Raw genomic sequence first — 25,715 nt, forward strand, 5'->3', positions numbered from 1 at the left:
TGATGACTGAAAACAGTCAAATCCATCGGTTTTTCTATAAAAGCGAATTAATAAAATCAGATCATCCCTATCAGATGTACGATCAGTGCAGCCACCCAGGCAATCACACACTGCCATACCACAACACCAACAGCCCATTTGCTACCCATTTCACGTTTGATTGAAGCGATAGCCGCCACACATGGTGTATAGAGCAAACTGAATACCAGCAGGGATGCTGCTGCCAGCGGAGTCAGTACAGAGGCAATATTTCCACTGAAAAGTACTTCCAGAGTAGATACCACGCTCTCTTTTGCCATAAATCCGCTGATAAGAGCTGTACAGATTCTCCAGTCTCCCAGTCCGATTGGTTTAAATATAGGTGCCAGGACTCCCGCCACCATTGCCAGAATACTGTCTGCAGAATCTTTTACAAGATTTAAATGCAGATCAAAGCTCTGCAGGAACCAGATTATCATTGATGCAAGCAGGATAATAGAAAACGCTCTCTGCAGGAAATCTTTTGCTTTTTCCCACAAAAGCTGACCTACATTCCTTGCTCCCGGCAGCCGGTAATTGGGAAGTTCCATGACAAACGGGACGGGATCTCCCTTGAAAAGAGTTCTGTTATACAAAAATGCCGCCAGGATTCCCACCAAAATTCCAAGCAGGTAAAGACCTGCCATAATAAATCCGCCCTTCTTCGGGAAAAAAGCACTTACAAAGAAAGAATAAATCGGCAACTTCGCAGTACAGCTCATAAATGGAGTCAGCAAAATCGTCATCTTTCTGTCACGCTCACTTGTAAGTGTACGTGTGGCCATAACAGCCGGAACCGTACATCCGAATCCGATCAGCATTGGTACAATGCTTCTTCCGGAAAGGCCGATCTTACGCAGAAGTTTGTCCATCACAAAAGCAACACGTGCAACGTATCCGCTGTCTTCCATAAGAGACAGAAAGAAAAACAGGGTTACGATAATCGGCAGAAAACTGAGTACACTTCCCACACCTGTAAAAATACCATCAATGACCAGGCTATGCATGGCACTGTTTACATTTGCTGCTGTCAGTGCTACATCTACCAGCGCAGAAACCTTATCAATTCCAATCTCCAGAAGCCCCTGAAGCCACGCTCCGATCACATTAAAGGTAAGATAAAATACCAGTACCATGATTCCGATGAAACAGGGAATCGCTGTATATTTTCCTGTAAGAATCTTATCAATTTTCTCACTTCTGATTCTCTCCTTACTCTCTTTTGGCTTTACAACTGTCTGTTCACACAAACGCTCAATAAAGTCAAAACGCATATCTGCGATCGCAGCGCTTCTGTCAACCTGACGCTCTGTTTCCATCTGCTGTACGATATGCTCCAGCATATCCGTCTCATTTGTGTCCAGCTTCAGCTTCTCAAGAATCAGCGGATCTCCCTCGATTGCCTTGGTTGCTGCAAAACGGGTAGGAATATCAGCCTGCGCCGCATGATCCTCAATCAGGTGCATGACCGCATGAATACAGCGGTGTACTGCACCGTCATGGTCACTCTTATCACAGAAATCCTGACGCAGTGGATGTTCCTGATATTTCGCTATATGTAACGCATGGTCAACCAGCTCATCAACCCCTTCATTCTTTGCTGCGGAAATAGGGATTACAGGTACTCCAAGCAGCGATTCCATCTTATTTACATCTATAGAACCCTGATTTCCCAGCACTTCATCCATCATGTTCATTGCAACTACCATAGGAATATCCATCTCCAGAAGCTGCATGGTCAGATACAGGTTTCTCTCAATATTGGTAGCATCCACAATGTTGATGATCGCACTTGGTTTCTCATCCAGGACAAAATTTCTGGAGACAATCTCCTCACTGCTGTAAGGGGACATGGAATAAATTCCCGGAAGGTCTGTGATTTCTGTATCCGGATGGCCTTTAATCGAACCGGTCTTACGATCCACCGTTACTCCTGGAAAGTTTCCCACATGTTGACTGGAACCTGTCAGTTGGTTAAACAGTGTAGTTTTTCCACAGTTCTGATTTCCCACCAATGCGTACGTCAGTGTAGTTCCCTCAGGCAGTGGATGTTCATCTTCTCTGGAATGATACTTTCCATCCTCTCCAAGTCCCGGATGTGCCAGGTCGCTTACAGCCTCTATTCCGGCGTGACTTCTGCTTCGCTTCGGAATCTGTTCGATTTCTATCTGCTCTGCTTCCGCAAGTCTTAATGTCAGTTCATATCCATGTACCTGTAATTCCATGGGATCTCCCATGGGTGCAAACTTCACGACTGTGACCTCAGCTCCCGGAATCATACCCATATCCAGGAAATGCTGACGCAGGGCACCCTTGCCGCCAACCGACGTGATCACAGCACTTTTTCCGATTTCCAAATCTTTTAATGTCATTTTCAGTCGCTCACCTTTTGTATTTGTATTTGGTTATCATCGTCGTTATTATAGCAATCCTCGTAAATAATGCATCTTAATCCAGCCCATCAGAGTGTGAAACCCTGCTGAACTGTCTTAAATGCATTATTTACGAGGATTGCTATAGCCGATTTTTCTCAATAACCTTATGCAGATAGCTTATACTAACTGATAATTTTTGTCAAGTAGCAGGTATGTCTCAATTTTTTTATAACCGAAAGCACAAAAAACTCAGATGAATTTATGTTATCATCTGAGTTTCTCAATGTCTTAACCTGACAGGTCATTAAACCTGTCTGTGATTACTTCATTACTTATTATTCTGATCATTCTCAAGTAACTGATTTATGTGATTGCCATAAGATTTGGAAATTGTTCTTATTTTTTATATGTCAGATCCACACAGAACCTGTAATATCACCGTTAATTACATAATATGCTTTGTTCTCTTCAGGTTTGATATAAATCTTAATATCTTTGAGATCTTTCTCCTTTTTACCCAGTTCGTCTGTCCAGATTCTTCTGACATTACTTAAAATATTTTTTGTATATACTTCTCTGCCCATGAACTGAATATATACTTCTGCTGTTGCTTCTTTCTTAGTGGTTCTTCTTGTTGTCTTCTTCTCGGCAGCTGTCTCTTCAGCCGGTTTCTCAGCTGTCTTAGCAGGAGCCTTCTTTGTAGTTCTTTTCGTTGTTTTTGTTGGTTTTGCAACAGTCTTTGTTGTTTTAGCTGTCTCTTTTTTCTCGGCTTCTTTCTCTGTTTCTGCCGGTTTCTTTTCTACAGTGTCTGCTGCTTTAGCTGTTTCTTTCTTCTCGGTTTCTTTCTCTGCTTCTGCTGATTTCTTTTCTGCAGTCTTTCTTGTTCTTCTTGCTGCCGGTTTCTTTGCTGTTGTTTCTTTCTTTACAGTCTCTGTTTCAGCAGTTTCTTTCTTGTTTGCTTCTTTATTTACAGCTACTTCTTCAGCAGTTGTCTTTGCAAGAGCCTCTTTAACTTCGGTTGTCTTCGCAGTGGATGTGTTGAGATCTGCTGTAGTTGCTTTTGTTGCCATATGATTAGCCTCCTTACAAGGTATAAGTATTCGTAACTGCTCAGTTTTGTACAGTTACAGGTATTCTTCTGTTACCGAAAATATGATAAACAGTAACATTCTTTTATGAAAATAGAATACTACGAATCTTCTGCTTTTGCAATGTTTTTCTGTTTTTATAATTTAGGCATCTTATGAACAGTATTATTTTTTACTCTGTATCCGTCATTTTCTATAGTCCAAGATTCTGCAGATCTTCCTTCATATATGCCGAAAGTCTCCTCTGAAGTTCCTCATTCTGCGGAAGGCTTAAATCCGCATCAAGGGACAGAATCTCCGAAGCCGTTTCACTGGCAGCTTTCAGGATATCCGCATCCTGATAGATGTCCCCCAGTTTAAATTCCAGCAGACCACTCTGGCGGATTCCAAAAAGATCACCAGGACCGCGAAGCTTCAGATCCTCTCCTGCAATATAAAATCCATCATTGGATTTGTTCAGGATCTGCAGACGTTTAGAAATTTCCTTTGCACCATTTCCCTGCATAAAAATGCAATATGACTGATATTCCCCTCTACCGACACGCCCGCGAAGCTGATGAAGCTGTGCCAGCCCGAAACGCTCGGCATTCTCCACCATCATCACTGTAGCATTAGGCACATTCACTCCTACCTCAACTACAGTAGTAGATACCAGGATCTGAATTTCCCCTGCGGCAAAAGCCTCCATGATCACATTCTTCTCTTTCGCTTTCATCTTTCCATGAAGAGAAGCAATCTTTATATCCGGCGAAAAAACATTGCGAAGCTTCAGGGTATAATCCAACACATTTTCCCCATCCATCCCTTCGCTCTCCTCCACCATTGGACAGATCACATAAACCTGCCGTCCCTGACGGATCTGCTTCTCCATAAAGGAATAAGCCTTCGGCCTGTAAGAAGTATCCACCACACAATTTTTAATGGGAAGTCTCTGCGCAGGAAGTTCATCAATTACTGAAATATCCAGATCCCCGTATATAATGATCGCCAGCGTCCTTGGAATCGGTGTAGCACTCATCACCAGCACATTAGGCGGGTTTCCCATAGTAGTCAGTGCTTCCCTCTGTTTCACACCAAAACGATGCTGCTCATCTGTAATAACCAGTCCAAGATTATTGTACTGCACTTTTTCCTGAATCAGCGCATGCGTTCCTATCACCAGGTTAGCCTCTTTTGACGCGATCAGCGCATATTTTTTCCTTTTCTCCTTTGCGGTATCTGATCCTGTCAGCAAAACCGGATGCCCAAAATCAATATTCTGTTCCTGCAGCAACTTCTCCATTGCCTGAAAATGCTGCCTTGCAAGAACCTCCGTAGGTGCCATAAGCACTGCCTGATATCCATTCTCCACAGTCATGATCATTGCAAGAAACGCAAGGATCGTCTTACCACTTCCTACATCTCCCTGAACCAGTCTGGACATCAGAGCCTGGCCGCTTAAATCCCTCTCAATCTCATGCCACACATTCAACTGCGCCTTTGTCAGATCATAGGGCAGACTTTCAATAATCTGCTCTGTCGTCCACACCGGATGCATGGGAAACGCATTCGGTGCTTCCTCCGTCTTCTCCTTCAAAGACTGCACAGCAAGAATAAAAAGAAGAAACTCGTCAAACACCAACCTTCTCCTTGCAGCTAACAGCTCCTGCATATTTTTGGGAAAATGAATCGCAGGAATCGCAAAATTCCTGTCTGCCAGGTGATACCTCTCCTTATACTCATCTGCCAGATACTCTGCCTGAAGCTTCTGCTCATCAAGCACCTGATGGATCAGCTTCACGATCGTCTTATTAGAAAGCCCCGCAGTCAGTCCATAAATCGGCTGAAGACTGTGCAGAATCTCCTCATAAGCCGCAGGCGTAAAAATCTCAGGGTGCTCCATCTGCAGCTTCCCCTGCTTCCTGACGACACGCCCCCGCAGAACAAACCTGCTGCCTTTCCTGACTGCAGAGCGCAGATACGGTGCATTAAACCACGTAACAGAAATTTTCCCCGTAAGATCTGCCACAGTGGTCGTGATCACCTGAAGATTCCGCACCTGATTCACATACACACCCGTTATAACCGCCACAGAAATCGCCACAACAGCTCCTTCTTCCAGAGACTGGATCTCAACAGGCTCCTCATACGCATCATAATTACGTGGATAATAACTCAGAAGAGATTCCATATCCGTAACTCCTATTTTCGCAAATAACTTTTCCGTTTTCTCCCCCACGCCTTTCAAAGTACGCAAAGATGTTGACATATACCACCGATTCCTTTCTACTACAATATAATTATGAATATCCCTTACAGCCAGTAAAAATTATCTATCTTATCCCTGCGAAAAATAACCAAATCAAGCAACCCCCATTCTTCAATCACAATAATCTGCCGACAATAAACTTCCACTATCCAAATCTCAGGCAGGAAAATATTTGTGTCAGGATGCATTTGCAGGTATCTTAGAGATTTTTTTCACCTTAGAATCTCTTAGATGCCGAAACCGCATCCTGACACAAATATTTTCCTGCCGTCCCCTTTTATAACGCGAAAACGGATATACCCACCCTCAACAATGGCCTATACCCGTTTTCATCACATGAACTATTCGTTTATCTCTCTCAAAAACTCTATTATCCTACTCTACAGAAATAACATAATAATAAATCGGCTGTCCACCCGCATTCAGTTCCACATCACAATCCGGATAAGCCTCCTCCAGAGCCGTTGCCAGCTCCTCAGCTTCAGCCTCCTCAGTATCAGCACCATAATAAATACTGATCACCTCAGACTCATCATCCACCATCTGGGCAACTGTCTCCTTGGCAACTTCCATGCGGTCCTTGCCAACAGCCAGGATTCCATGATCACCGATACCCATCATATCACCCTCATGGATCTCCTTATCATCAATCCTTGTATCACGCACAGCATACGTGATCTGTCCGGTCTTCACATGTTCGATTGCCTGAAGCATAGCCTCAGTATTCTCCGCACTGTTCTTCTCGGGCACATAACTGATCATGGCAGTAATTCCCTGCGGAATGGTCTTAGTCGGCACAACCACGATCTCTTTATCCTCAGTAAGATCCCTTGCCTGGTTTGCAGCAAGAACAATATTCTTATTGTTCGGGAAAATATAAATAGTCTTTGCATTTACTTTTGCAATGGCATTGAGCATATCCTCTGTACTCGGGTTCATTGTCTGACCGCCCTCGATCAGGTAATCCACACCCAGTTCCTTAAAGATCTCTGTCATTCCCTTTCCCACAGATACGGAAATAAAGCCAACTTCCTTCGGCGGCTGTGCTGCTTCTTCTTTTTCTTCCTGTTCTGCCTGTTCTTTCGCCATTTTCTCGGCATCCTTTATAAGCTTCTCCTGATGCTCCTCACGCATATTGTCGATCTTCATACGTGAAAGTGCACCAAAGGTAAGGGCTTTCTCAATAGCCTGTCCAGGATGATTGGTATGAACATGAACCTTCACGATCTCGTCATCTGCAACAAGCACAATAGAATCACCAAGAGACATCAGGAATTTCTTAAATTCATGCTCTGTCTCCTCGGACATCGGCTGGTTCAGAAGAATAATAAACTCTGTACAATAACCAAATTTAATATCAGCCTCTGTCTGTGCATCGATCTTAGTCACAGCAGGACCTTTTGCCTTGTCAAACTGTGTATAATCAATTTCTTTGCCAAGGAAACCATCATATGCACCATGGTATACTTCCAGAAGTCCCTGTCCACCGGAATCCACTACTCCTGCTTCTTTCAGAACCGGCAGCATCTCCGGTGTCTTTGCCAGAGTTTCCTCCGCATGAGCGATCACGCTCTGGAAAAATGTATCCAGATCCTCTGCTGTCTCCGCAAGCTCTACAGCCTTGGCAGCAGCCTCTCTTGCAACAGTAAGGATTGTTCCTTCCTTCGGTTTCATGACTGCCTTATATGCAGTCTCCACACCTTTCTCCATGGCTGCCGCGATATCAATGGCATCCAGTTCCTTACTGTTCTTAACACTTCTGGTAAAGCCACGCAGAAGCTGAGAAAGAATAACACCTGAGTTACCTCTTGCACCGCGCAGGGAACCGGAAGAAATCGCCTTGGCCAGTGACTCCATGTCAGGCTCTCCCAGAGAACCTACTTCTGCTGCTGCTGCCATGATCGTCATTGTCATATTGGTTCCTGTATCTCCATCCGGTACCGGAAATACGTTCAGTTCGTTGATCCATTCTTTTTTAGCTTCCAGATTCTTGGCTCCTGCAAGAAACATCCTGGAAAGTATTCTGGCATCTATGGTTTTGTTATTCACCACAAGTTCCTCCTCTATCCTAATCAATTGCGCGTACACCTTCTACATAAATATCGATCTTATCGATCTCCATTCCTGTAAAGGCCTCGACTTTATATTTGACATTGCTGACAAGGTTGTCTGCAATTGTACTTATGTTCACGCCATATGCCACAATAACATGGAAATTCAGGCGGATTTTATTGTCCTCTGTAATTCTGACGCTGATGCCATGTTTCAGGCTGTTCTTTCCAAGAAGCTTTACCAGTCCGTCCTTCATACTGACTGCAGCCATGCCTACGATACCAAAACATTCTACAGCAACGCTTCCTGCGTAGGTTGCGATTACATCTGTGTCAATTATGATCTGACCTAATCCGGAATCTATACGTCCATTCATATGGTTACCTCCAATGCTCATTATTGTATGTAAGTGTATTATAACCTCTTTTCACAGAAAAAGAAATATAATTTTTGAGTTTTTTCCTTTTTTTGCTTGCAAAAGCACAATTCATCTGTTACAATGTAATCTGTTGAACACAAGGTTACTGTTCAGACGCTATGCACACAGCACGACAGTAACAATAAAGCGTCAAGGAGGTGCTATCATGGCTAAATGTGCAATCTGTGAGAAAGCTGCTCATTTCGGAAATAATGTAAGTCATTCACATAGAAGATCCAATAAAATGTGGAAATCTAACGTAAAATCCGTTAAAATCAAGACTGCTGAGGGTGGAGCTAGAAAGACATATGTATGTACTTCTTGCTTAAGATCCGGTAAAGTAGAAAGAGCATAATAACACCATTACCCCTGTTGCAACAGGGGTATTTTTTTTGCAAAAAAGACTGTCCCTCTGTTCAGATATTCTTTACCGAATATTCTGCCTGAGCTGACAGTCTTTTTTTATTTCATATGTCAAACGGGATATTCGCAATCTTCTGTAAAGTTAATGACAGAAAAGATGATATCCCAACAACAGGAAAACTCCGGCCGAAACCACCAGAACCACATTTTCTGCGATCAGCATCCCGATTATCATCCCAATCCCTATGAAAAACAGCATAAAGCCGAACAGCTTTTCCAATTCTTCTGCACCTTTTTCATCGGTTTGCTATAGTCTATGCAAAAATTATTTTTCTGATTCGCCGACAGATTCTTCGTCACCTTTTCCGGAGGTAAAACGGTCTACAAAATCCGGAACCATATCAAGGATCTTGGTGAGACCATCCTGATTTTTCACATTGACCAGCTTTGTTGTTCCATTCTGGATCACAAGCACTGCACAGGGAGTCATCTTTCCTGCCATTCCGCCACCGCCGTTATCCTTCTTCTCTCCTGAAAAAGCACCGGCACCTACACCGAAAGATACATCCATCAGAGGAAGAATGATCGTATCGCCTACATGGATTGCCTCTCCTACCACTGTTTTCGCAGAAATAAAACTGTCCATTCCCTTGAATAATGAATTTACGGTTTCTTTAAAATTGTTTTCATTTGCCATGGTCATGCCCTCCTGGTTTTCCAACGTTTTATAACGTATTTTATATTTTTATTGAAATAAATACTCACTGCTGCCCGCACAGGAACAAATCCGTAGATCCTGCCTTTTGCCCTGATGTTTCCATACAGATAATTCTCACTGTCAAAACGGGGATTGATCTGTATACAGTTTTTGTGAAATGGAATTGTCATCCCAAGTACAGCAAGTGCCGCACCTGTCAGCGCCGGATCTTCAAAAGAAAAAGTAACCTGCCCTTCTATCCTTGTAGGAAAAATATGCTTAAGCAAAAATTTTCCATGTTTCCATACAAGCTTTCTGGCAGCTGTCACTCTGGGATGTTCTATAAACGCCTTCCACCAGGACACATTCTTCTTAATCTTCCCGAATGTCCTGCGGATATTTTGCAGTTTTGTACGAATCAACTGAAATATATTTCGGATCCGGTCATAGATCCTTTTTATAAAAAACTGCCTCTTCTTTAGACTATTCCGATCTGTATCATCTGCATTCAGTTCCTGCTGTCCGGATATCTGACTGTTTCTGATCCTCTCTGTATCAACAGATGTATCTGAAGCTGAATTTCTGTCTGTTTTCAGATCCTCAGTCTCCATATTCTCTGATTTCGGGTGATCAACCACTGATTTTTTATGCTCTTCTTCCCTGTTTCCGTCTGTGCCGGATACAGATACCTTTTCTGCGCCGGATTTCTCCGGATTTTTCCCGGATTTCTTTGTTACAGCCCTCTTCTCCTGCCGTTTCTTCAACAACTTGTCTACGGGAATTCCAAACAGATGAAAGGATATCTCCATCTGCTGATCTTTCCATTCCGCTCTCAGCGAAATCCCATGAAACAGCCAGCTTACGATACCCTCTCCCTCTGTCTGTTTCCAGCCACCTTCTGCCTTGACAGCTGATGCCTTATATCTTACAGGACAGAACAGTACAAGAAGAACTGCCAGTAAAAGAAGGCCCAGCAGAATTCCCAGGATGATCAGTATAAATTTAAGGATCAGCCATAAAATATGTAACATATTCTCACCTGTTTTCTATATATTCAGCTGTTGCGAAGGTTCCCGTTTCCCTGTACATTTCATCGATCAGACTTCGCACCATCTCCAGGGCTTCCTCTTTGCCCTTCGCCATTCCTATGATCTTCGGACAGATTCCATAAAAGCTCTTCTGTATCAGCATTGCTGCAGGAATAATATCCATCAGATTCACAGGATTCTCTGACAGAGTAAGGAGATAAATGCCCAGAACCGGTTTTCCGCTGTTCAGTTTCTTTTTTATCTCCTCAGGATCCTTTACAGATTCCCCTGCAAGAAAATTCTCCTGCCATTTCAGCATCTTACACCCTCTCCCGTTTCTATAACACTTCAGTTACAGTATTTCCATTTTCTCCAAAATTTAAACCGGGCTGCGTTGCAAAAAAACACAGCCCTGTTCTCTCGTTAATAATACTTATGCTGTTTTCCCCAGAGTCCATTGCTTCTCATCTCCAGATATTCCTGATAAGCACGCTCTACGATCTGCTTCTCGTTTGAAAACCTCAGCAGATGATAGATCTCATGAAATTTATAATATCCGGAATCTACAAAAAACTCCTCTCTCTGGGGCTTACTATGATAATTATCCGCAGTCATAAGATACCAGTGTACCTCTTTGAAAACCACGTCCTCCGGAACGGTAAAGTTATATTGGCTCTTTCCGATGTATTTCACAATGGTCGCACGCACTCCAGCCTCTTCCATCACTTCCCGCAATGCTGTCTGTTCATGCGTTTCGCCTGGTTCCACTGTTCCTTTCGGCAATACCCAGCCCTCATAACGGTTCCTGTAAGATTTATACAAAGTAAGAATCTTACCCCGATGAATTACCACACCGCCACAGCTCGTTGCTTCTATCATAATGCAATCCCTCCTGTTTTGCGTGGTATTATAAACTGAGTATAGTATATCTCTTTTTTTCCAAACCCGCAAGCTATAAATATCATTTCATAACATATTACCGATTAATTAGTTACTGTTCACTCCGTTCACAGTAACGTAGCCAAAATTCATTCCAGATTGCCTGCAACATGGAATTTATTATTGCTTATCATAATAATACGCATCAAATATCTGCTCTGCGATGGGCACTGCTGCTTCACTTCCGGTACCGCCATTCTCAACAATGATCGCAACTACCAGATCCGGATCATCCACGTTGGAATAACCGATAAACCAGGAATGACTGGAACCATTCTCATCAAATTCCGCTGATCCGGTCTTGCCTGCCACTGTATATCCTCTTCCGTTCAGAGCCGATGCGGTTCCGTTTTCCACAACACCTTTCATAAGCTTTCCAAGGATATTCGCCTCATTTGTTGTCATCAGACGTTTATAGCTCTCCGGCTCTGTTGTCTTCACTGTCTCTCCGTCTGAACTTACAACAGAATCAATGAGATAAGGCTTCATGAGCTCCCCGCCATTGGCGATCGCACTGGTAATCAGCGCCATATGCATAGGTGATACCAACGTATTACCCTGTCCGATGGCAGTCTGCATAACCTCTGCAACAGAAGATTTTCCATTTAATGTAAAAGTACTCTTTTTATAGGAAGAAAGCGGAAGACTCTTATTAAAAAGAAGATCCTCGGCTGTTTTTTTCAGAGAACTGCCTCCGAGCATGGTTCCGATCTCTGCAAATGCACTGTTACAGGAATTGGCAAAAGCACTGTAAAAATCTTCCTGTCCATGAACAGTTCCGCCATAGCACCTGATCGTGTGATCTTCTCTGGTAATACTTCCCTCACAGAGATAGGAAAATCCCTCCAGACTGCCCTTGGTTCTGAAATAGTCCAGGGCAGTTACCACCTTAAATGTAGATCCCGGAGGATAGGCTCCGTTTGTAGCTCTGTTCAACAGACTGCTGTCATTGGAATCATTTACCAGTGTGTCCCAGTTCTGGGAAATAGTATTCGGGTCAAAGTCCGGTCTGCTCATTTCCACCAGAATCTTACCTGTAGAGGGTTCTATGGCAACAACCGCCCCTCTCCTGTCACCAAGTGCATTATAGGCAGTTGACTGAAGATCTGCGTTTAACGTCGTGGTCACAGAATCACCCGTATTTTTCTGATTCTTAAACTCATTTTTCATCTGGTTCAGGAAAAATTCATGAGAAGTCAGAAGCTGGAAGTTCGCCTCTGATTCCAGTCCGCTTTTTCCATTAGTGTCATATCCGACTACATGAGCGAACATATTTGCATAGGGATAAGTACGTTCCTCTGTTCCGTCTTCGTAAACATTGGTCTGGGCAAGCACCTGCCCATCTGCAGATATGATCTTACCTCTTACAACCCTGTCTGAAAAAGTATCCTGCCTTGTATTATAGGGACTATTGATAAAATCATCGCTCTTTGCATAATTAAAATAGATCAGATATCCGATCATACTGACAAAGATCAGCACAAAAAAGCAGGATACCAGTGTATACTCTCTGTTACGGGGCCTTCTCTTTTCAGAAATCTCCCGGGCTTTGCGCTTCTGGCGCTTCTTCAACTCTCTGCGCCGTTCCTTTTCTTCGATATCTCTCAATTTCTTCGTCCTCATCTTCTCTCAAAATATACAATCCCTGAATGATCGCCAGCATCAGTACTGTACACGCGACAGAACTTCCTCCATAGCTGACCAGAGGAAGAGTTACACCTGTCATAGGGATAAATTTCGTTGCTCCGCCAATTGTCAGAAATACCTGAAATGCATATTCCGTACCAAGTCCAAGTGCGATCAGTTTGTAGAATGGTTTCTTAATCTTAAGCGCAATATTTACGATCATCAAAAAGAAACTCATACATACCAGGATCAGGCAGATTGCAAAAATCCCACCCAGTTCCTCACAGATTGCACTGAATATAAAGTCATTCTTGACAACAGGGATCTTCTCAGGCGAACCCTGACACAATCCCATTCCAAACCATCCGCCGGTTCCAATGGCAAACAGTGACTGGACGATCTGGTATCCTTCATTCTGATATACCGCCATGGGATCCTTCCAGGCTGTCACTCTCTGACGCACATGGCCAAACAGATGATATGCGACAACTGCCCCTGCAGATCCGCCTGCAAGACCAAGTGCCAGATATCCCACATTTCTGGATGCCACATAAATCATCACAAGATATGCCGCAAAGAAGATCACTGCACTTCCAAGGTCTCTGGAAAGTACAAGAATCCCCACATGCAGTCCCGCCACTACCGTAGCCTGGATCACTTTTGAAAAATCAGCACCTTTTCTCAGCAATGCCGCCATAAAGAACACAAATGTAATCTTTATCGCCTCTGAAGGCTGGATTCCCATCAGGGAAAGTTTTGCTCCATAGCTTGTCTTTGCAAGCACAAATACCGCCGCCAGCAAAACGATTCCGATTCCCGCATAAACCCATGTCAGGTCCTTGAGAAATTTCATCTTCCTGATCAGGACAGGTACGATCAATGCCACCACATTTACGCCTGCCACAATCACCAGCTGTCTGGTAGCTGTGGAAACATCCAGCCTGCACAGCATAATAAATCCTACGCTGAGAAGCATGCACATATTGTTGAGCAGTAAAATCGATGCTTTCTTATAAAAAATCCTGTACAAAATCTGGATTCCCGCAAAAAATGCCATCATTTCGATATAAAACAACACGACCTGAAACTTACCTGTCTTCAGGTAGATGACCAGAAACGCAGTGAAATCCATAAAAAAGATAAGCATCAGCTGCTGGCGCAGCGATTCGTTTCTCTCCTCCTCACTCTGCTGTTTCACCAGATAGAAACAGTGAAAGGTATAAATCACCATCAGGGTAAGGATCACATACTTGGATAATTCTACAATTACATTAATCATATGCCTTACTCGGCTCCTCTTTTAAAATGTCCCTTTGTATATTCCCGTTTCGGAGGATTCTTCCCATCACGATAAACATCTCTGAACTCTTCATATATCTTCACCGCATCCTGAGGCTTCTCAATGGTAAATGCAAGTCTCAGGGAAGAGACACCAAGTCTGTCTATTTGTGATTTCTCTTTCAACAGGCCGTAAGGGATACTGTTGTAAATGATATTATAGCAGGGTATACAGAAATCTGTATTCTCAGTTTTCCATGGGTTACATATACATTTCGCCGTAAATTCTTTATCGTAACGGTCTTTTAAAGTTACCCCTTCTTCCTTATGATTACATCCGTAAAGATTTTTATGCACACACTGGGCCGATATCATAAGAGGCAGATATCCGTAGATCAGCATCTCGCTGTCCCGGTTATCTCTGTGGCGGATTTCCCCTTCGTTCAGCTCAAGCGGTACCGTATTTCTGAGGACTTTCTGATCTTTCCAGAAATCAGCAGCTTCATCATTCCATGTATACATACTGTGATCCAGAACACATTTCTCAGCCAGACCTGCCTTTCGCAGAACTGCAAAAGTCTCCAGATTTCTTACCAGAAATCCTGTCATTCCTCTGTCCATCCACTCTCTGATCCTGGTGAGAAGCTCCCGGGGCATCTCACCTCTCATAATATGCGGAAGAGACAGATACATCTCCATTCCTCTGCTTACACAGTCATCCAGGCAGACCTCCATGGCATCAGCGTTCAGATACATTCCATGTATCCCCTCTCTTTTATATAACGCCAGTGCAGTGGATTTTTCTTCACAGGAAATATAAATCGGAAGATTTTTCTGCTTTGGCGAATCTGCTTTTCTTCCGGCATCCTCTGATAAGCGTTTCTTCCCATTATTTTCTTCTCTCTTATATGGTTTGAGCAATTCATTTTCCAGCGATTCCAGTGCCTCTCTTCTCGCCTCATTCAGCATTTTCATCGGGATAAAAATATTCTCATCCATCTGGATTTCCAGATTTTCCCACTCATATTCTGTATTTCCAAGCTTCTCCATCTGTGAACGGATGCGCTCCTCTGTCAGCGGCTGGTTCTGCGCATACTGTACCTCACCCACAGACGCAAATCCATGGATTCCCCTGCATGACACATCCAGTATAGCAGGACTTCCTGGAAAAAGAATGAATGTTCCCTGAATTTTTTCTTTCTTTTTTCTTAATACAGGACTGACATCTCCTGTTTTCTTCTCATTACTGAATGCCATCATGGACGGACCATTCTGCATCTGATAATAACCGGTACAGGAACCTCCCCTGTTAAACAGATCCAGCAGATATCTCTTATCCTCCTCTGCTACCCTGTAATTCTCAGCTCCCTTCTCAAAAAGAAGATCCAGGTACTTCCGATATACAGAAGTTACCCCTGCTGTATATCCCGGCTGCTTCATCCTGCCCTCTATCTTAAGAGAAGTAACACCAGCCTCCAGAATCTGCGGAAGAATCTCTATCGTAGAAATATCCTTCAGACTCAGAGGACATAGTTCTTGCGCTTTCCTTTTCTCTGACCGTCTGCCATTTTCCCCGCAACAAAGCGCCGTCTGGTAAGGCAGACGGCAAGGCTGTGCACACCTTCCTCTGTTACCGCTTCTTCCACCCAGGATACTGCTCATCAGGCACTGTCCCGAATAACTGTAACATAAAGCTCCATGGACAAAAGATTCAATCTCGATAGGACTTGTCTCATGCATCCTCCGGATTTCCTCAAGGGAAAGCTCTCTGGCAGTTACCACTCTGGAAGCACCCTGTTCTTCCAGAAATTTCATCCCCTCCGGACCTGTCACAGTCATCTGCGTGCTGGCATGAAGATGCATACCCGGAAACATCTCCCTGATCATCTTAAACACACCCATATCCTGAACGATCACCGCATCCAGACCTTCCTTATAATATGGAAGCAGATAATCATACAACTGTTCAGACAGTTCCCTGTTCTTCAACAGCGTATTCACTGTCAGATAAAGTTTCCTGCCATGGATATGAGCAGTATCAATGGCACGCAAAAGCTCTTCCTCTCCGAAATTCTTCGCATAGGCCCGCGCGCCAAAGGCTGCTCCCCCTACATAAACCGCATCTGCACCTGCACCGATCGCTGCCTCAAATCCCTCATAGGAACCGGCAGGTGCCAGAAGTTCAATCTCTTCTCTTCTCAATTCTATACCTCACGTTTTCTATAACAGTCATCTTAAATGCATTATTTATGAGCATTGCTATAATATTCAAATCGAATACATATGAAACAAATCATAAAGGGGAAATCACCGAAGTAATCCCCCCTCTGTTATTTCAGCAGCTCATCAATCTGCTTTTCCAGTTCCTTATTCTTTCCCTCCAGAAGGCTCTTCTGTTCCAGGGCTTCCTGTTCATGCTTCTGCGCTTCCTCAATCTGCATACGAAGCGAGATCAGCTCATGCTTCAGATCATACATCTCCTGATCCTTCTGCTGTAAATCCTGTTCAAAAACCTCCGCCTGTTTCTTTGCCTTAAAATAGTCATCTGTAATATTCAGGCTGATAAGTGTATGCTTGGTCTCCATGGGCTGTCTGCTGTAACCCGGCATAGCACTTAACTCATCCATCTTTTTATTTATATAGGATGCTACTTTCTGAAAATATTCTTCCGATTCATAGCCTCCCAGCGTAATAATCTTACCACCTATGATTACCTTTGCTGTATTTTTGACCGCCATCCGTACGAGCCTCCTGTATCTTCCTTCAATCTGCCCGGAACCCCGGACATTTACTTCATTATACTCGAAAGCAGTCGAAATGTATAGGAATTTTTAAAAAACTTTTACTTTTTTATATTTTTACGCCCTTAACTTCAGTTTTTCTCCGGCATCTGATAGCCCAGATGCTCATACGCAAGCGCCGATGCCATACGTCCTCTCGGCGTACGGTTCAGGAATCCATTCTGCAGCAGATAAGGCTCATACACATCCTCCAGCGTACCGGAATCCTCCCCTATCGCCGCAGCCAAAGTCTCCAGTCCCACAGGACCACCCTGAAAATTCACGATCATAGTCTGAAGAATCCTTCTGTCAATCTTATCCAGACCATACTGATCCACTTCCAGAAGATTCAGCGCAAAACACGCCACATCATAAGTAATCCGTCCATCATACTTCACCTGCGCAAAATCACGAACCCTCTTCAGCAGACGGTTGGCAAGCCTCGGAGTTCCCCTGGATCTCTTGGCAATCTCAGCCGCACCCTTCTCATCAATCTCCACTCCAAGAACCTGAGCAGAACGGATAATGATCGTCTTAAGCTCCTCATGAGTATAAAACTCCAGATGATGCATCACACCAAAACGGTCACGAAGAGGTGCAGACAGAAGTCCTGCCCTGGTAGTCGCCCCCACCAGTGTAAACTTCGGCAGATCCAGACGTATAGACCTGGCAGAAGCTCCCTTCCCGATCATAATATCAATAGCATAATCCTCCATAGCAGGATAAAGGACCTCCTCCACCTGCCTGTTCAGGCGGTGAATCTCATCCACAAACAGAATATCTCCCTCCTGCAGATTATTAAGGATCGCAGCCATCTCCCCCGGCTTCTCAATAGCCGGCCCGGAAGTCACCTTCATATGAACCCCCATCTCATTGGCAATAATCCCCGAAAGAGTAGTCTTACCAAGCCCCGGAGGGCCATAAAACAAAACATGATCCAATGCATCATGCCTCTGCTTCGCAGCCTCTATATAAACCTTCAAAGTACTCTTGGTCTTCTCCTGACCAATATAATCATCCAACGTCTGCGGCCGGAGATTCCCCTCCAGAGAAAAATCCTCCTCCGTCACATCCGTAGTTATAATACGTTTCTCCATCTGTTACCCATCCTAACCTATAACAATTCTATAACAATACAGGCAATCCAATCTACCAGAGCGTGAAATCCTGCTTCAGTTAAAAATTCTTCAGTGCAGCCTTCAAAAGACCTTCCACATCATCCGGCGGCACATCCGTAACCTTACGCACCGCCCGAAGCGCATCCGCACTGCTGTATCCCAGCGCAACCAGAGCCTCAACAGCTTCCTGCCTGCCATCCGAAACCTCACCGGCTCCCACTGCTGCCCTCTCCTGCTCATGAGCCAGCTTCAATTCAAACGCATCCTCCAGCTTCATCTTATCCTTCAGCTCAAGAATCAGCTTCTGAGCCGTCTTCTTCCCGATACCCGGCGCCTTCGACAACGTCTTCACATCATCCGAAAGAATTGCAAACCTCAATTCATCCGCCGTAATCCCCGCCAGAACTCCCAGCGCAGCCTTCGGCCCCACACCATTCACGCCAAGAAGCAGCTTAAACATCTGCAGATCATCCTTAGCCCTGAACCCATACAGCTTCATGGCATCCTCTCTCACACTAAAATAAGTATGGACCTTCACATCCTCCCCCATACGAATCTCAGACAAATCTGCCCCCGTCATATATATCTCATAACCAATCCCCCCGGCCTCAACAACCACCGAGCTCTCAGTCATATCCACAGCCATTCCATGAACAAACGCAATCATGATACATCCTCCGTCCCAAATTCATCACTTCCGATTCATCATACCACATCCCACCCCATAACGCAAACATATATTCGCGTCCCTTAATCGAACAAAAAGAACTGCCATGCCACCGCACAGCAGTTCTTCCTCCCATTACTGAATAATATGTCTCGGACAAACCTCTTTACAAGCCCCACAATTCGTACACTTACTATAATCAATATGCGCACAGAAATTATCAACCGTAATCGCCCCATTCGGGCAAGTCTTCTCACACTTCTTACATCCGATACAGCCAACCTCACACGCAGAAGTAACAGCCTTACCTTTCGCATGAGAACTACACTGCACAAACGTAGTCTGCTCATAGGGTACAAGCTCGATCAGATGCTTCGGACACTTGGCAACACACTTACCGCAGGCCTTACAAGCCTCCTTATCAACAACCGCCACACCGTTCACAACATCAATCGCCCCAAACGGACAGGCCTTCACGCAGCTTCCAAAACCAAGGCATCCATAAGTACAGGACTTCGCACCACCACCGGGAATGAAAGCCATCATCTCACAGTCTTCCACACCTGTATACTCATAATTATCCTTCGTCTTCTCACAGGTACCCGCACACTTCACATACGCCACCTGACGGGCAGTCTCCACAACTTCCTGTCCCATGATCGCTGCGATTACTTTTCCGACAGGCTCACCGCCTACCGGACATCCATTTACAGGTGCCTCACCTTTGGCGATCGCTGCTGCCAGACCATCACAGCCGGGATAACCACAGCCACCGCAGTTATTACCGGGAAGCGCCTCACGAACAGCAACTTCCTTCTCATCCACTTCCACAGCAAACTTCTTACCGGCAACGCCAAGGAAAACACCGATAAAAAGACCTACTGCCGCAACCAGTACAGTTGCCGCGATAATTGCTCCTATATTCATACCAGTCCCCTCCTTAAATCAGTCCTGAAAATCCGAAGAAGGCAATTGCCATCAGTCCGGCTGTCAGCAGAACTGTAGGGAATCCCTGGAAGGATTTTGGAATGTCATTGTATGCGATTTTCTCACGGATACCAGCCATCAGCACGATGGAAATAGTAAAGCCCACTGCTGTTGCAAATCCGTTCACTGTTCCCTGAAGAACATTATACTCTTTCTGCACGTTTGTAAGGGCAACACCAAGAACCGCACAGTTTGTTGTGATCAGCGGAAGATACACACCAAGTGCCTGATACAGGGAAGGCATTGTCTTCTTAAGGAACATCTCTACAAACTGTACCAGCGCCGCGATCAGCAGGATGAATACGATAGTCTGCAGATAAGTCAGGTTCGTAGGAACCAGGATAGCATTGTAAATAATACCTGTCACAAAAGATGACAGTGTAATAACGAAGATGATCGCACCGCCCATGCCGGCTGCTGTCTCAACACTCTTGGAAACACCAAGGAAAGGACAGAGGCCAAGGAACTGGCTGAGGACTACGTTATTTACAATCGCTGAGCTTACAAGTATGATCAAAAGTTCTTTCATAATCCATTACCCCCTTTTTCCCTTACACATGGTATTGCCACAGGCTGCACAGCTTCCGCCGCAATCAGGATTACTTGGATCAATGCCACGTTTGGCTGCACCGATTTTGAATTTGTTCTGTAATGCAGAAAGCGCTGCCAGAACAAAGAATGCTCCGGGTGCCAGGATAAAGATTGTGATCGGTTCATAACCAGCCTTACCTGCTGCAGCATCTGCCAGAGGAAGAATCTGATGTCCGAACAGAGAACCTGCGCCGATCAGCTCACGTACTGCACCGATACAGGTGATACTTAAGGTAAATCCAAGACCCATACCAATACCATCAAACAGAGAGGCAATCGGTTTATTCTTGGATGCATATGCTTCTGCACGTCCAAGGATGATACAGTTAACTACGATCAGAGGAATATAGATTCCAAGGGAGTCATACAGGCTTGGGATAAATCCCTGTAAAAGAAGCTGTACAACTGTTACAAAGGAAGCAACAACTACGATAAATGCAGGCATACGCACTCTGTCCGGAATAAAGTTTCTCAGAAGAGAGATCATTAAGTTGGATGCTGCAAGGATCACTGTTGTAGTAAGTCCCATTCCGATACCATTGGTTGCAGATGTGGTGATAGCCAGTGTAGGACACATACCAAGCATCAGTACAAAGGTAGGATTTTCTTTGATGATTCCGTTATATAAACGTTCAGCAGGTGTGTTTGGTTTCATCACTGATTTCCCCCTTTCTCATACTGGAATGCACATAATCCGGCATTAACACCGTTTGTCATGGCATTCGTTGTAATAGTGGCACCACTTAACGCATCGATCTGATCATCCGCTGTGGCACCGGTCTTTGTATATTCAAATTTGTCTACGTTCTTATCTTTGAACTGATCCTTAAATGCATCTGTGTTTGCTCTCATACCAAGACCTGCGGTCTCACCGATGGAAAGAATGGAAATTCCATTTAAGGTACCGTCATCCTGGATACCCATTGCAAACTGGATATCTCCGCCGTAACCCTCGGAAGTGGTTACTGTAAATGCATATCCCAGTTCATTGCCTGAAGCATCTTTTGCAAGCATAGTCTCATCTATGGACTGTGCCGCATATCCGTTTTCATCCAGATAAGACTGCATGGCATCCGCATCCACATCCACTGTCTCAAAGCTGTCCGCATCTGCAAATACTGCCTTATACGCATCCTGTTTCGCCTGTGCTTCCTGCTTTGCAATAGGATCTGCTGTAATATCCTGGACTACACCAAGGGCAAGTCCTGCCACCAGTGTGATCACTGTAATGGCTATGGTATCTTTGATAATTCTGTTACTCATGCCTTTTTGCCCCCTTTCCCAAATGCCGGGTGACGAGTCACACGTTCAATCATCGGAACTAACAGGTTGCAGAAAATGATCGCATAGGATACGCCCTCTGCGGAACCGCCAAAGAGACGGAAGACCGCAGTCAGTACACCAAGACAGACACCGTATACATACTGTCCTCTTGGTGTGATCGGTGTTGTGACATAGTCTGTAGCCATAAACCATGCACCAAGCATAAGACCACCGCCGAAGATGTGGCTGAACAGATAGTTCACGTCAAATCCCTTGCCTGTTCCAAGCATGTAAAGGATTACAAATACTGCGAAACTTCCAATATAGGTAAGCGGAATCTTCAGATCGATCACCTTGAAAACCAGAAGGATTGCTGCTCCGATCAGGATCGCAAGGGCAGAAGTCTCACCGATAGTTCCCTGGATATCACCGATAAACATATGTAATACAGATACAGAACTGTCTGTAAATCCATTCTGTTTCAGAGCTGCCAGAGGAGTTGCACCGGATACAGTATCTACCACACCTCTGAAGCTGTCGCTTACTGCGAAGTCTGTCATCTTTCCTGCGAAAGAGATCATCAGGAAACATCTTCCTGCAAGTGCCGGGTTCATGAAGTTCTGTCCCAAACCACCGAAGAGCTGTTTTACAACGATGATCGCAAATGCACTGCCAAGTACAGGCATCCAGAGCGGAATTGATGCAGGCATATTTAATGCAAGTAATAAACCTGTAACAACTGCACTGAAGTCTGTAATTGTGTTCTTCTTATGCATCAGCTTGTCATAAATCCACTCAAAGAATACACTGGAAGCGACGGTGATCACTACTACCAGTAAGGCACGAAGGCCAAAATTATAAATTCCAAACAGTGTGGTCGGCAGAAGCGCCAGTACCACAAGCTGCATGATTTTGCTTGTTGTCATCTTATCCCGGACATGGGGATTGGATGATACATGTAACATCTGATCCATTACGATGTCCCCCTTTTACTTTTTCTTACGGCTTACCAGAACCATCTTACGCATAGATTTAATCATCTGGGTCAGCGGACGCTTGGCAGGGCAGATATAACTGCAGCAGCCACATTCGCAGCACTCCATACCATCAAATTTCTGGAAGCTCTCCATGTCACCATGCTCTGCAAAGGTTGCAAGTCTTGCAGGAATGACATGGCCGGGACAGACCCCTACACATCTGCCGCAGTTAATGCATGCAGTCTGTTCGGCATCTGCCACATCATCCTTCTCCAGGCAGAGACATGCGGAGCTTGTCTTAATACATGGTACATGAGTGTCATACATGGCAAATCCCATCATAGGACCACCTGAAATTACTTTGGATACATTGTCTGTCAGTCCGCCGGCAGCTTCTATAAGCTCTGCCATATCTGTTCCGGAAAGGACATCAAAGTTCTGCGGATTCTTAATCCCCTGTCCTGTTACTGTCACGATACGGTCCATAACAGGTTTTCCAAGGATAACGGCTTCATAAACAGCAATTACGGTATCTACGTTGTCAACTACGCATCCTGCATCTGCCGGAAGCATGGCAGAGTTGATCTCTCTGTCTGTGACAGCCTTGATCAGGAAACGCTCACCACCCTGTGGGTACTTGGTCATCAGCTCTGCTACTTCAATACGTGGAATATCTTTTACCATTTCTTTCAGTTTCGCAATACAGTCAGGCTTGTTATCCTCAATACAGATATATCCCTTCGCATTGTCAAAGAGCTTCAGCATAACTCTTAAACCCTCGATCAGCTTCTCAGAGTCATCCAGCATTCTTCTGTAGTCACTGGTAAGATAGGGTTCACACTCGGCACCGTTTACAAGGATATGATCGATCTTCTCCGGTTCCTTTGGCGCAAGCTTTACCTGTGTGGGGAATCCGGCGCCGCCCATTCCCACTACTCCGCCTTCTTTAATTCTCGCCAAAATCTCCTCTTTCGAAAGATCTTCCAGACGTGCAGGAGTAAATTCCACACTTTCATACTGCTGGTCATTCTCAATGATAATGGAATTGACCATAGAACCTGTTGCTGTCAGGCGCGGTTCGATTCCTTTTACCGTACCGGAAACAGACGAATGGATCGGTGATGAGACAAACCCCGCAGCATCTGCGATCTTCTGTCCTGCGAGCACATGGTCTCCCTTCTGAACTATCGCTGCAGCCGGAGCACCGATATGCTGGGAAAGAGGATATACCATATCTCCCTTTGGCAGATATTTCACTACCGGACTGTTCTTGGATAATTCTTTTCCGTCATAAGGATGAACACCACCCTTAAAGGTTAAAATTCCCATTTCGTTCCCTCCTTTTATATTAAGCACCACCAAAGTGCTCTATTTTTGATAAAATCCATATACTTTTTTGTACATTTTTATCAACCTGTTTATAATATAAACCATTTTTTCAAAAAAAGCACTACCCAAATTTCATTTTCTTGTGTATAATTGAATACAATTTCAGAAAGGAAAAATTATTAACATGATTGTTAAAAAAATGCCCATTTTACAAGGGTTTCCAGACTTTGAGACTGTTAAATTTTTCACCGGAAAATTCTTCCAAAAATACAATTTTACACCTGTTTTTTACGACATTGAAACCACCGGATTATCAAGAAATTCCACGTATTTATACCTGATCGGAGCTGTTGGAATTGAAGATGAAACTTGGAATTTTTATCAATGGATGGCGGAAAATGCAAGTGAAGAAGAGACAATTCTGAGAATTTTTTCACAATTTCTTCAGCAATGTGATTTGCTGATTTCCTACAACGGAGACCGCTTCGACCAGCCATATCTGGAAGCACGATATGAAAAATATGGAATTCCCTCTCCGTTTACAGGAAAACAGTCGCTGGATCTCTACCTGACATTAAAACCGTTAAAGTCACTTTTAAAACTGTCTGCCATGAAGCAGCCCTGCATGGAAGAATTTCTGGGGATCAAAGACAGGATTTATGATAATGGTAAGGAATGCATTAAACTTTACAAAGATTTTCTGAAAAAAAGAGATGCCTTTACAGCTGATGAAATCCTTGGACATAACCTGGAGGATGTGCTGGGACTGGGAAGAATTTTTGATATGCTGGGATATCTTTGCATCTATGATGGAGATTATGAAGTTACATACAGTGAATTTGACGGAGACAACCTGATCCTGAAGCTGAAGCTCCCCTGCACACTGCCACAGGAATTTTCCAATGGAAACACCGACTTCTATCTGACAGGAAAAGACGAAGAAATCAATTTAATTATCAAGACAACTGACGGGAAACTGAAACAATACTATGCAGATTATAAGGATTACTATTATCTCCCGGAGGAGGATACGGTTATCCCGAAATCTCTCGGATCCGGAATTGACAGAAAGCACCGGAAAGCAGCAACCAGAAATACCTGCTACACCTGGTTTACCTGCTCCGATGCCTTCCTCAGTTCTCCCGTACAGCAGAAGCAATATCTGACATATACGCTTTCCTGTCTGATTGGAACTCTAGAGCGTGTCTGAAAAATCATCTGTGATCATACATAAATATCGTCAAAAGCAATTTCCAATGGATTGTGAAGAGAAAAAGCCCTCTCACTGCTGACCGAGAAAATATAACCGTCAAATTCCATTGTCTCAAAAAAGCATGGCCTTTCTGAGGATTTTCCGAGGACAAACCCCTCTGCTGTGGGAACCACTTCAAAAGAATCCAAAGGAAGGCTCATGCCTCTGCCTGTCATTTTCATATAACTTTCTTTTAATGTCCAGAGCGTAAAAAACGCCTTATCTTTGTTCTTCGCAGCCTTGATGTAAGCAAGCTCTGAATGGTAGAAATAATGTTCTGCCACCTCAAGAGGCGCATTGGCATTTTTCTCAATATCGCACCCGACTTCGCAGTCTGACAGCACACCCACAACATAGTCCCCCGCATGAGATACATTAAAAAAAAGGCCATCCACAACCGGCTTTTCATTGTCAGAATATCTCAGGCAGCTTTCCGTAAGCCCGTTTTCATCGAGGATTTTTCTGATGATGATCCCTGCACCCAGACTTCTTTTGCGGTCATCAGGCATACGATACCTGATGACCTTTTCTCTTCTTCTGATCCCAACCAGATCCAGAAGCCTTTCATTCTTAAGCGGATCCTCAAAATGATTAATATTGATCCTGTATAATTTCTGCATC

The 25,715-nt window shown here is 44.2% G+C and carries 24 protein-coding genes; 2 read left to right on the forward strand and 22 right to left on the reverse strand.

The features are described 5' to 3' along the window. Positions 1-56: 56 nt before the first annotated feature. The 5 genes from feoB to LJE11_RS06170 form a co-directional block, all read right to left on the reverse strand. On the reverse strand, positions 57-2,390 hold the full coding sequence (gene feoB, locus LJE11_RS06150; protein ID WP_055052843.1) for a ferrous iron transport protein B: 2,334 nt from the start codon (positions 2,388-2,390) through the stop codon (positions 57-59). Positions 2,391-2,803: 413 nt separating this feature from the next. After that, positions 2,804-3,463 carry a DUF6465 family protein gene (locus tag LJE11_RS06155; RefSeq protein WP_227295645.1) on the reverse strand — a complete coding sequence of 220 codons (660 nt, stop codon included), beginning with the start codon at positions 3,461-3,463 and terminating at the stop codon, positions 2,804-2,806. A 211-nt stretch (positions 3,464-3,674) separates the two neighbouring features. Next, positions 3,675-5,729, reverse strand: coding sequence for an ATP-dependent DNA helicase RecG (gene recG, locus LJE11_RS06160; RefSeq protein ID WP_227295647.1), 2,055 nt, complete (start codon positions 5,727-5,729; stop codon positions 3,675-3,677). Between the two features lie 375 nt (positions 5,730-6,104). Continuing rightward, positions 6,105-7,739: a DAK2 domain-containing protein gene (locus LJE11_RS06165; protein WP_044952527.1), complete on the reverse strand. Its 1,635-nt coding sequence runs from the start codon at positions 7,737-7,739 to the stop codon at positions 6,105-6,107. Positions 7,740-7,797: 58 nt separating this feature from the next. Beyond that, a complete protein-coding gene (locus tag LJE11_RS06170) occupies positions 7,798-8,157 on the reverse strand; it encodes an Asp23/Gls24 family envelope stress response protein (RefSeq protein WP_020993850.1) in 360 nt (119 codons plus the stop codon). A 208-nt stretch (positions 8,158-8,365) separates the two neighbouring features. Here LJE11_RS06170 and rpmB point away from each other — a divergent pair, with 208 nt between their 5' ends. Beyond that, positions 8,366-8,554 carry a 50S ribosomal protein L28 gene (rpmB, locus tag LJE11_RS06175; protein WP_019161496.1) on the forward strand — a complete coding sequence of 63 codons (189 nt, stop codon included), beginning with the start codon at positions 8,366-8,368 and terminating at the stop codon, positions 8,552-8,554. A gap of 333 nt (positions 8,555-8,887) precedes the next feature. On the opposite strand, the gene LJE11_RS06180 is transcribed toward rpmB, so the two are convergent. From LJE11_RS06180 to rsxC, 16 genes are all read right to left on the reverse strand, one after another. Continuing rightward, positions 8,888-9,259: a GerW family sporulation protein gene (locus LJE11_RS06180; RefSeq protein ID WP_020993849.1), complete on the reverse strand. Its 372-nt coding sequence runs from the start codon at positions 9,257-9,259 to the stop codon at positions 8,888-8,890. Between the two features lie 2 nt (positions 9,260-9,261). Next, positions 9,262-10,290: a DUF2953 domain-containing protein gene (locus LJE11_RS06185; RefSeq protein ID WP_173702531.1), complete on the reverse strand. Its 1,029-nt coding sequence runs from the start codon at positions 10,288-10,290 to the stop codon at positions 9,262-9,264. A 4-nt stretch (positions 10,291-10,294) separates the two neighbouring features. Next, positions 10,295-10,606 (reverse strand): hypothetical protein, encoded by a 312-nt coding sequence (locus LJE11_RS06190; RefSeq protein ID WP_025576982.1) that lies wholly within the window; start codon positions 10,604-10,606, stop codon positions 10,295-10,297. Between the two features lie 104 nt (positions 10,607-10,710). Beyond that, positions 10,711-11,166 (reverse strand): NUDIX hydrolase, encoded by a 456-nt coding sequence (locus tag LJE11_RS06195; RefSeq protein ID WP_008704324.1) that lies wholly within the window; start codon positions 11,164-11,166, stop codon positions 10,711-10,713. Between the two features lie 180 nt (positions 11,167-11,346). Next, on the reverse strand, positions 11,347-12,849 hold the full coding sequence (locus LJE11_RS06200) for a penicillin-binding transpeptidase domain-containing protein (RefSeq protein WP_178015478.1): 1,503 nt from the start codon (positions 12,847-12,849) through the stop codon (positions 11,347-11,349). After that, entirely contained in the window at positions 12,758-14,131 is a 1,374-nt protein-coding gene (locus LJE11_RS06205; RefSeq protein WP_173697091.1) for an FtsW/RodA/SpoVE family cell cycle protein, read from the reverse strand. The genes LJE11_RS06200 and LJE11_RS06205 overlap by 92 nt, the downstream gene beginning before the upstream one ends. Positions 14,132-14,136: 5 nt before the next feature. Beyond that, positions 14,137-16,332 (reverse strand): U32 family peptidase, encoded by a 2,196-nt coding sequence (locus LJE11_RS06210; RefSeq protein ID WP_118338387.1) that lies wholly within the window; start codon positions 16,330-16,332, stop codon positions 14,137-14,139. Between the two features lie 128 nt (positions 16,333-16,460). After that, positions 16,461-16,868 carry a cell division protein ZapA gene (gene zapA, locus LJE11_RS06215; protein ID WP_008704329.1) on the reverse strand — a complete coding sequence of 136 codons (408 nt, stop codon included), beginning with the start codon at positions 16,866-16,868 and terminating at the stop codon, positions 16,461-16,463. 134 nt (positions 16,869-17,002) lie between these two features. Then, on the reverse strand, positions 17,003-18,007 hold the full coding sequence (gene ruvB / locus LJE11_RS06220; RefSeq protein WP_008704331.1) for a Holliday junction branch migration DNA helicase RuvB: 1,005 nt from the start codon (positions 18,005-18,007) through the stop codon (positions 17,003-17,005). A 79-nt stretch (positions 18,008-18,086) separates the two neighbouring features. Next, the gene (gene ruvA, locus LJE11_RS06225; protein WP_022380995.1) at positions 18,087-18,695 is read right to left on the reverse strand and encodes a Holliday junction branch migration protein RuvA; all 609 of its coding nucleotides are present in this window, start codon (positions 18,693-18,695) and stop codon (positions 18,087-18,089) included. 135 nt (positions 18,696-18,830) lie between these two features. Next, complete coding sequence (locus LJE11_RS06230) at positions 18,831-19,622, reverse strand: RnfABCDGE type electron transport complex subunit B (protein WP_022380994.1); 792 nt, start codon at positions 19,620-19,622, stop codon at positions 18,831-18,833. A 13-nt stretch (positions 19,623-19,635) separates the two neighbouring features. Further along, positions 19,636-20,211, reverse strand: a complete 576-nt coding sequence (gene rsxA / locus LJE11_RS06235; RefSeq protein ID WP_008704334.1) for an electron transport complex subunit RsxA — start codon at positions 20,209-20,211, stop codon at positions 19,636-19,638. 6 nt (positions 20,212-20,217) lie between these two features. Then, positions 20,218-20,928, reverse strand: coding sequence for an electron transport complex subunit RsxE (gene rsxE, locus LJE11_RS06240; protein WP_019161483.1), 711 nt, complete (start codon positions 20,926-20,928; stop codon positions 20,218-20,220). Beyond that, a complete protein-coding gene (locus LJE11_RS06245) occupies positions 20,928-21,536 on the reverse strand; it encodes an RnfABCDGE type electron transport complex subunit G (RefSeq protein WP_008704336.1) in 609 nt (202 codons plus the stop codon). Before LJE11_RS06245 ends, rsxE begins: the two co-directional genes overlap by 1 nt. Continuing rightward, the gene (locus LJE11_RS06250; RefSeq protein WP_008704337.1) at positions 21,533-22,510 is read right to left on the reverse strand and encodes an RnfABCDGE type electron transport complex subunit D; all 978 of its coding nucleotides are present in this window, start codon (positions 22,508-22,510) and stop codon (positions 21,533-21,535) included. Before LJE11_RS06250 ends, LJE11_RS06245 begins: the two co-directional genes overlap by 4 nt. A 15-nt stretch (positions 22,511-22,525) precedes the next feature. Continuing rightward, positions 22,526-23,842, reverse strand: coding sequence for an electron transport complex subunit RsxC (rsxC, locus tag LJE11_RS06255; protein WP_178015476.1), 1,317 nt, complete (start codon positions 23,840-23,842; stop codon positions 22,526-22,528). A 184-nt stretch (positions 23,843-24,026) separates the two neighbouring features. On the opposite strand from rsxC, the gene LJE11_RS06260 reads away from it, so the two are divergent. Then, on the forward strand, positions 24,027-25,052 hold the full coding sequence (locus LJE11_RS06260) for a ribonuclease H-like domain-containing protein (protein WP_055149697.1): 1,026 nt from the start codon (positions 24,027-24,029) through the stop codon (positions 25,050-25,052). Positions 25,053-25,066: 14 nt separating this feature from the next. On the opposite strand, the gene LJE11_RS06265 is transcribed toward LJE11_RS06260, so the two are convergent. Further along, entirely contained in the window at positions 25,067-25,714 is a 648-nt protein-coding gene (locus LJE11_RS06265; protein ID WP_022380989.1) for a 4'-phosphopantetheinyl transferase family protein, read from the reverse strand. Position 25,715: the final 1 nt, after the last annotated feature.

The organism is Blautia sp. DFI.1.216, assembly GCF_020594215.1.
Lineage (GTDB): Bacteria > Bacillota > Clostridia > Lachnospirales > Lachnospiraceae > Blautia_A > Blautia_A wexlerae.

Coding starts and splice junctions, on each gene's coding strand:
- feoB (WP_055052843.1), bottom strand. CDS start 2,390: ATGACATTAAAAGATTTGGAAATCGGAAAAAGTGCTGTGATCACGTCG.
- LJE11_RS06155 (WP_227295645.1), bottom strand. CDS start 3,463: ATGGCAACAAAAGCAACTACAGCAGATCTCAACACATCCACTGCGAAG.
- recG (WP_227295647.1), bottom strand. CDS start 5,729: ATGTCAACATCTTTGCGTACTTTGAAAGGCGTGGGGGAGAAAACGGAA.
- LJE11_RS06165 (WP_044952527.1), bottom strand. CDS start 7,739: ATGTTTCTTGCAGGAGCCAAGAATCTGGAAGCTAAAAAAGAATGGATC.
- LJE11_RS06170 (WP_020993850.1), bottom strand. CDS start 8,157: ATGAATGGACGTATAGATTCCGGATTAGGTCAGATCATAATTGACACA.
- rpmB (WP_019161496.1), top strand. CDS start 8,366: ATGGCTAAATGTGCAATCTGTGAGAAAGCTGCTCATTTCGGAAATAAT.
- LJE11_RS06180 (WP_020993849.1), bottom strand. CDS start 9,259: ATGGCAAATGAAAACAATTTTAAAGAAACCGTAAATTCATTATTCAAG.
- LJE11_RS06185 (WP_173702531.1), bottom strand. CDS start 10,290: ATGTTACATATTTTATGGCTGATCCTTAAATTTATACTGATCATCCTG.
- LJE11_RS06190 (WP_025576982.1), bottom strand. CDS start 10,606: ATGCTGAAATGGCAGGAGAATTTTCTTGCAGGGGAATCTGTAAAGGAT.
- LJE11_RS06195 (WP_008704324.1), bottom strand. CDS start 11,166: ATGATAGAAGCAACGAGCTGTGGCGGTGTGGTAATTCATCGGGGTAAG.
- LJE11_RS06200 (WP_178015478.1), bottom strand. CDS start 12,849: ATGAGGACGAAGAAATTGAGAGATATCGAAGAAAAGGAACGGCGCAGA.
- LJE11_RS06205 (WP_173697091.1), bottom strand. CDS start 14,131: ATGATTAATGTAATTGTAGAATTATCCAAGTATGTGATCCTTACCCTG.
- zapA (WP_008704329.1), bottom strand. CDS start 16,868: ATGGCGGTCAAAAATACAGCAAAGGTAATCATAGGTGGTAAGATTATT.
- ruvB (WP_008704331.1), bottom strand. CDS start 18,007: ATGGAGAAACGTATTATAACTACGGATGTGACGGAGGAGGATTTTTCT.
- ruvA (WP_022380995.1), bottom strand. CDS start 18,695: ATGATTGCGTTTGTTCATGGAATGGCTGTGGATATGACTGAGAGCTCG.
- LJE11_RS06230 (WP_022380994.1), bottom strand. CDS start 19,622: ATGAATATAGGAGCAATTATCGCGGCAACTGTACTGGTTGCGGCAGTA.
- rsxA (WP_008704334.1), bottom strand. CDS start 20,211: ATGAAAGAACTTTTGATCATACTTGTAAGCTCAGCGATTGTAAATAAC.
- rsxE (WP_019161483.1), bottom strand. CDS start 20,928: ATGAAACCAAACACACCTGCTGAACGTTTATATAACGGAATCATCAAA.
- LJE11_RS06245 (WP_008704336.1), bottom strand. CDS start 21,536: ATGAGTAACAGAATTATCAAAGATACCATAGCCATTACAGTGATCACA.
- LJE11_RS06250 (WP_008704337.1), bottom strand. CDS start 22,510: ATGGATCAGATGTTACATGTATCATCCAATCCCCATGTCCGGGATAAG.
- rsxC (WP_178015476.1), bottom strand. CDS start 23,842: ATGGGAATTTTAACCTTTAAGGGTGGTGTTCATCCTTATGACGGAAAA.
- LJE11_RS06260 (WP_055149697.1), top strand. CDS start 24,027: ATGATTGTTAAAAAAATGCCCATTTTACAAGGGTTTCCAGACTTTGAG.
- LJE11_RS06265 (WP_022380989.1), bottom strand. CDS start 25,714: ATGCAGAAATTATACAGGATCAATATTAATCATTTTGAGGATCCGCTT.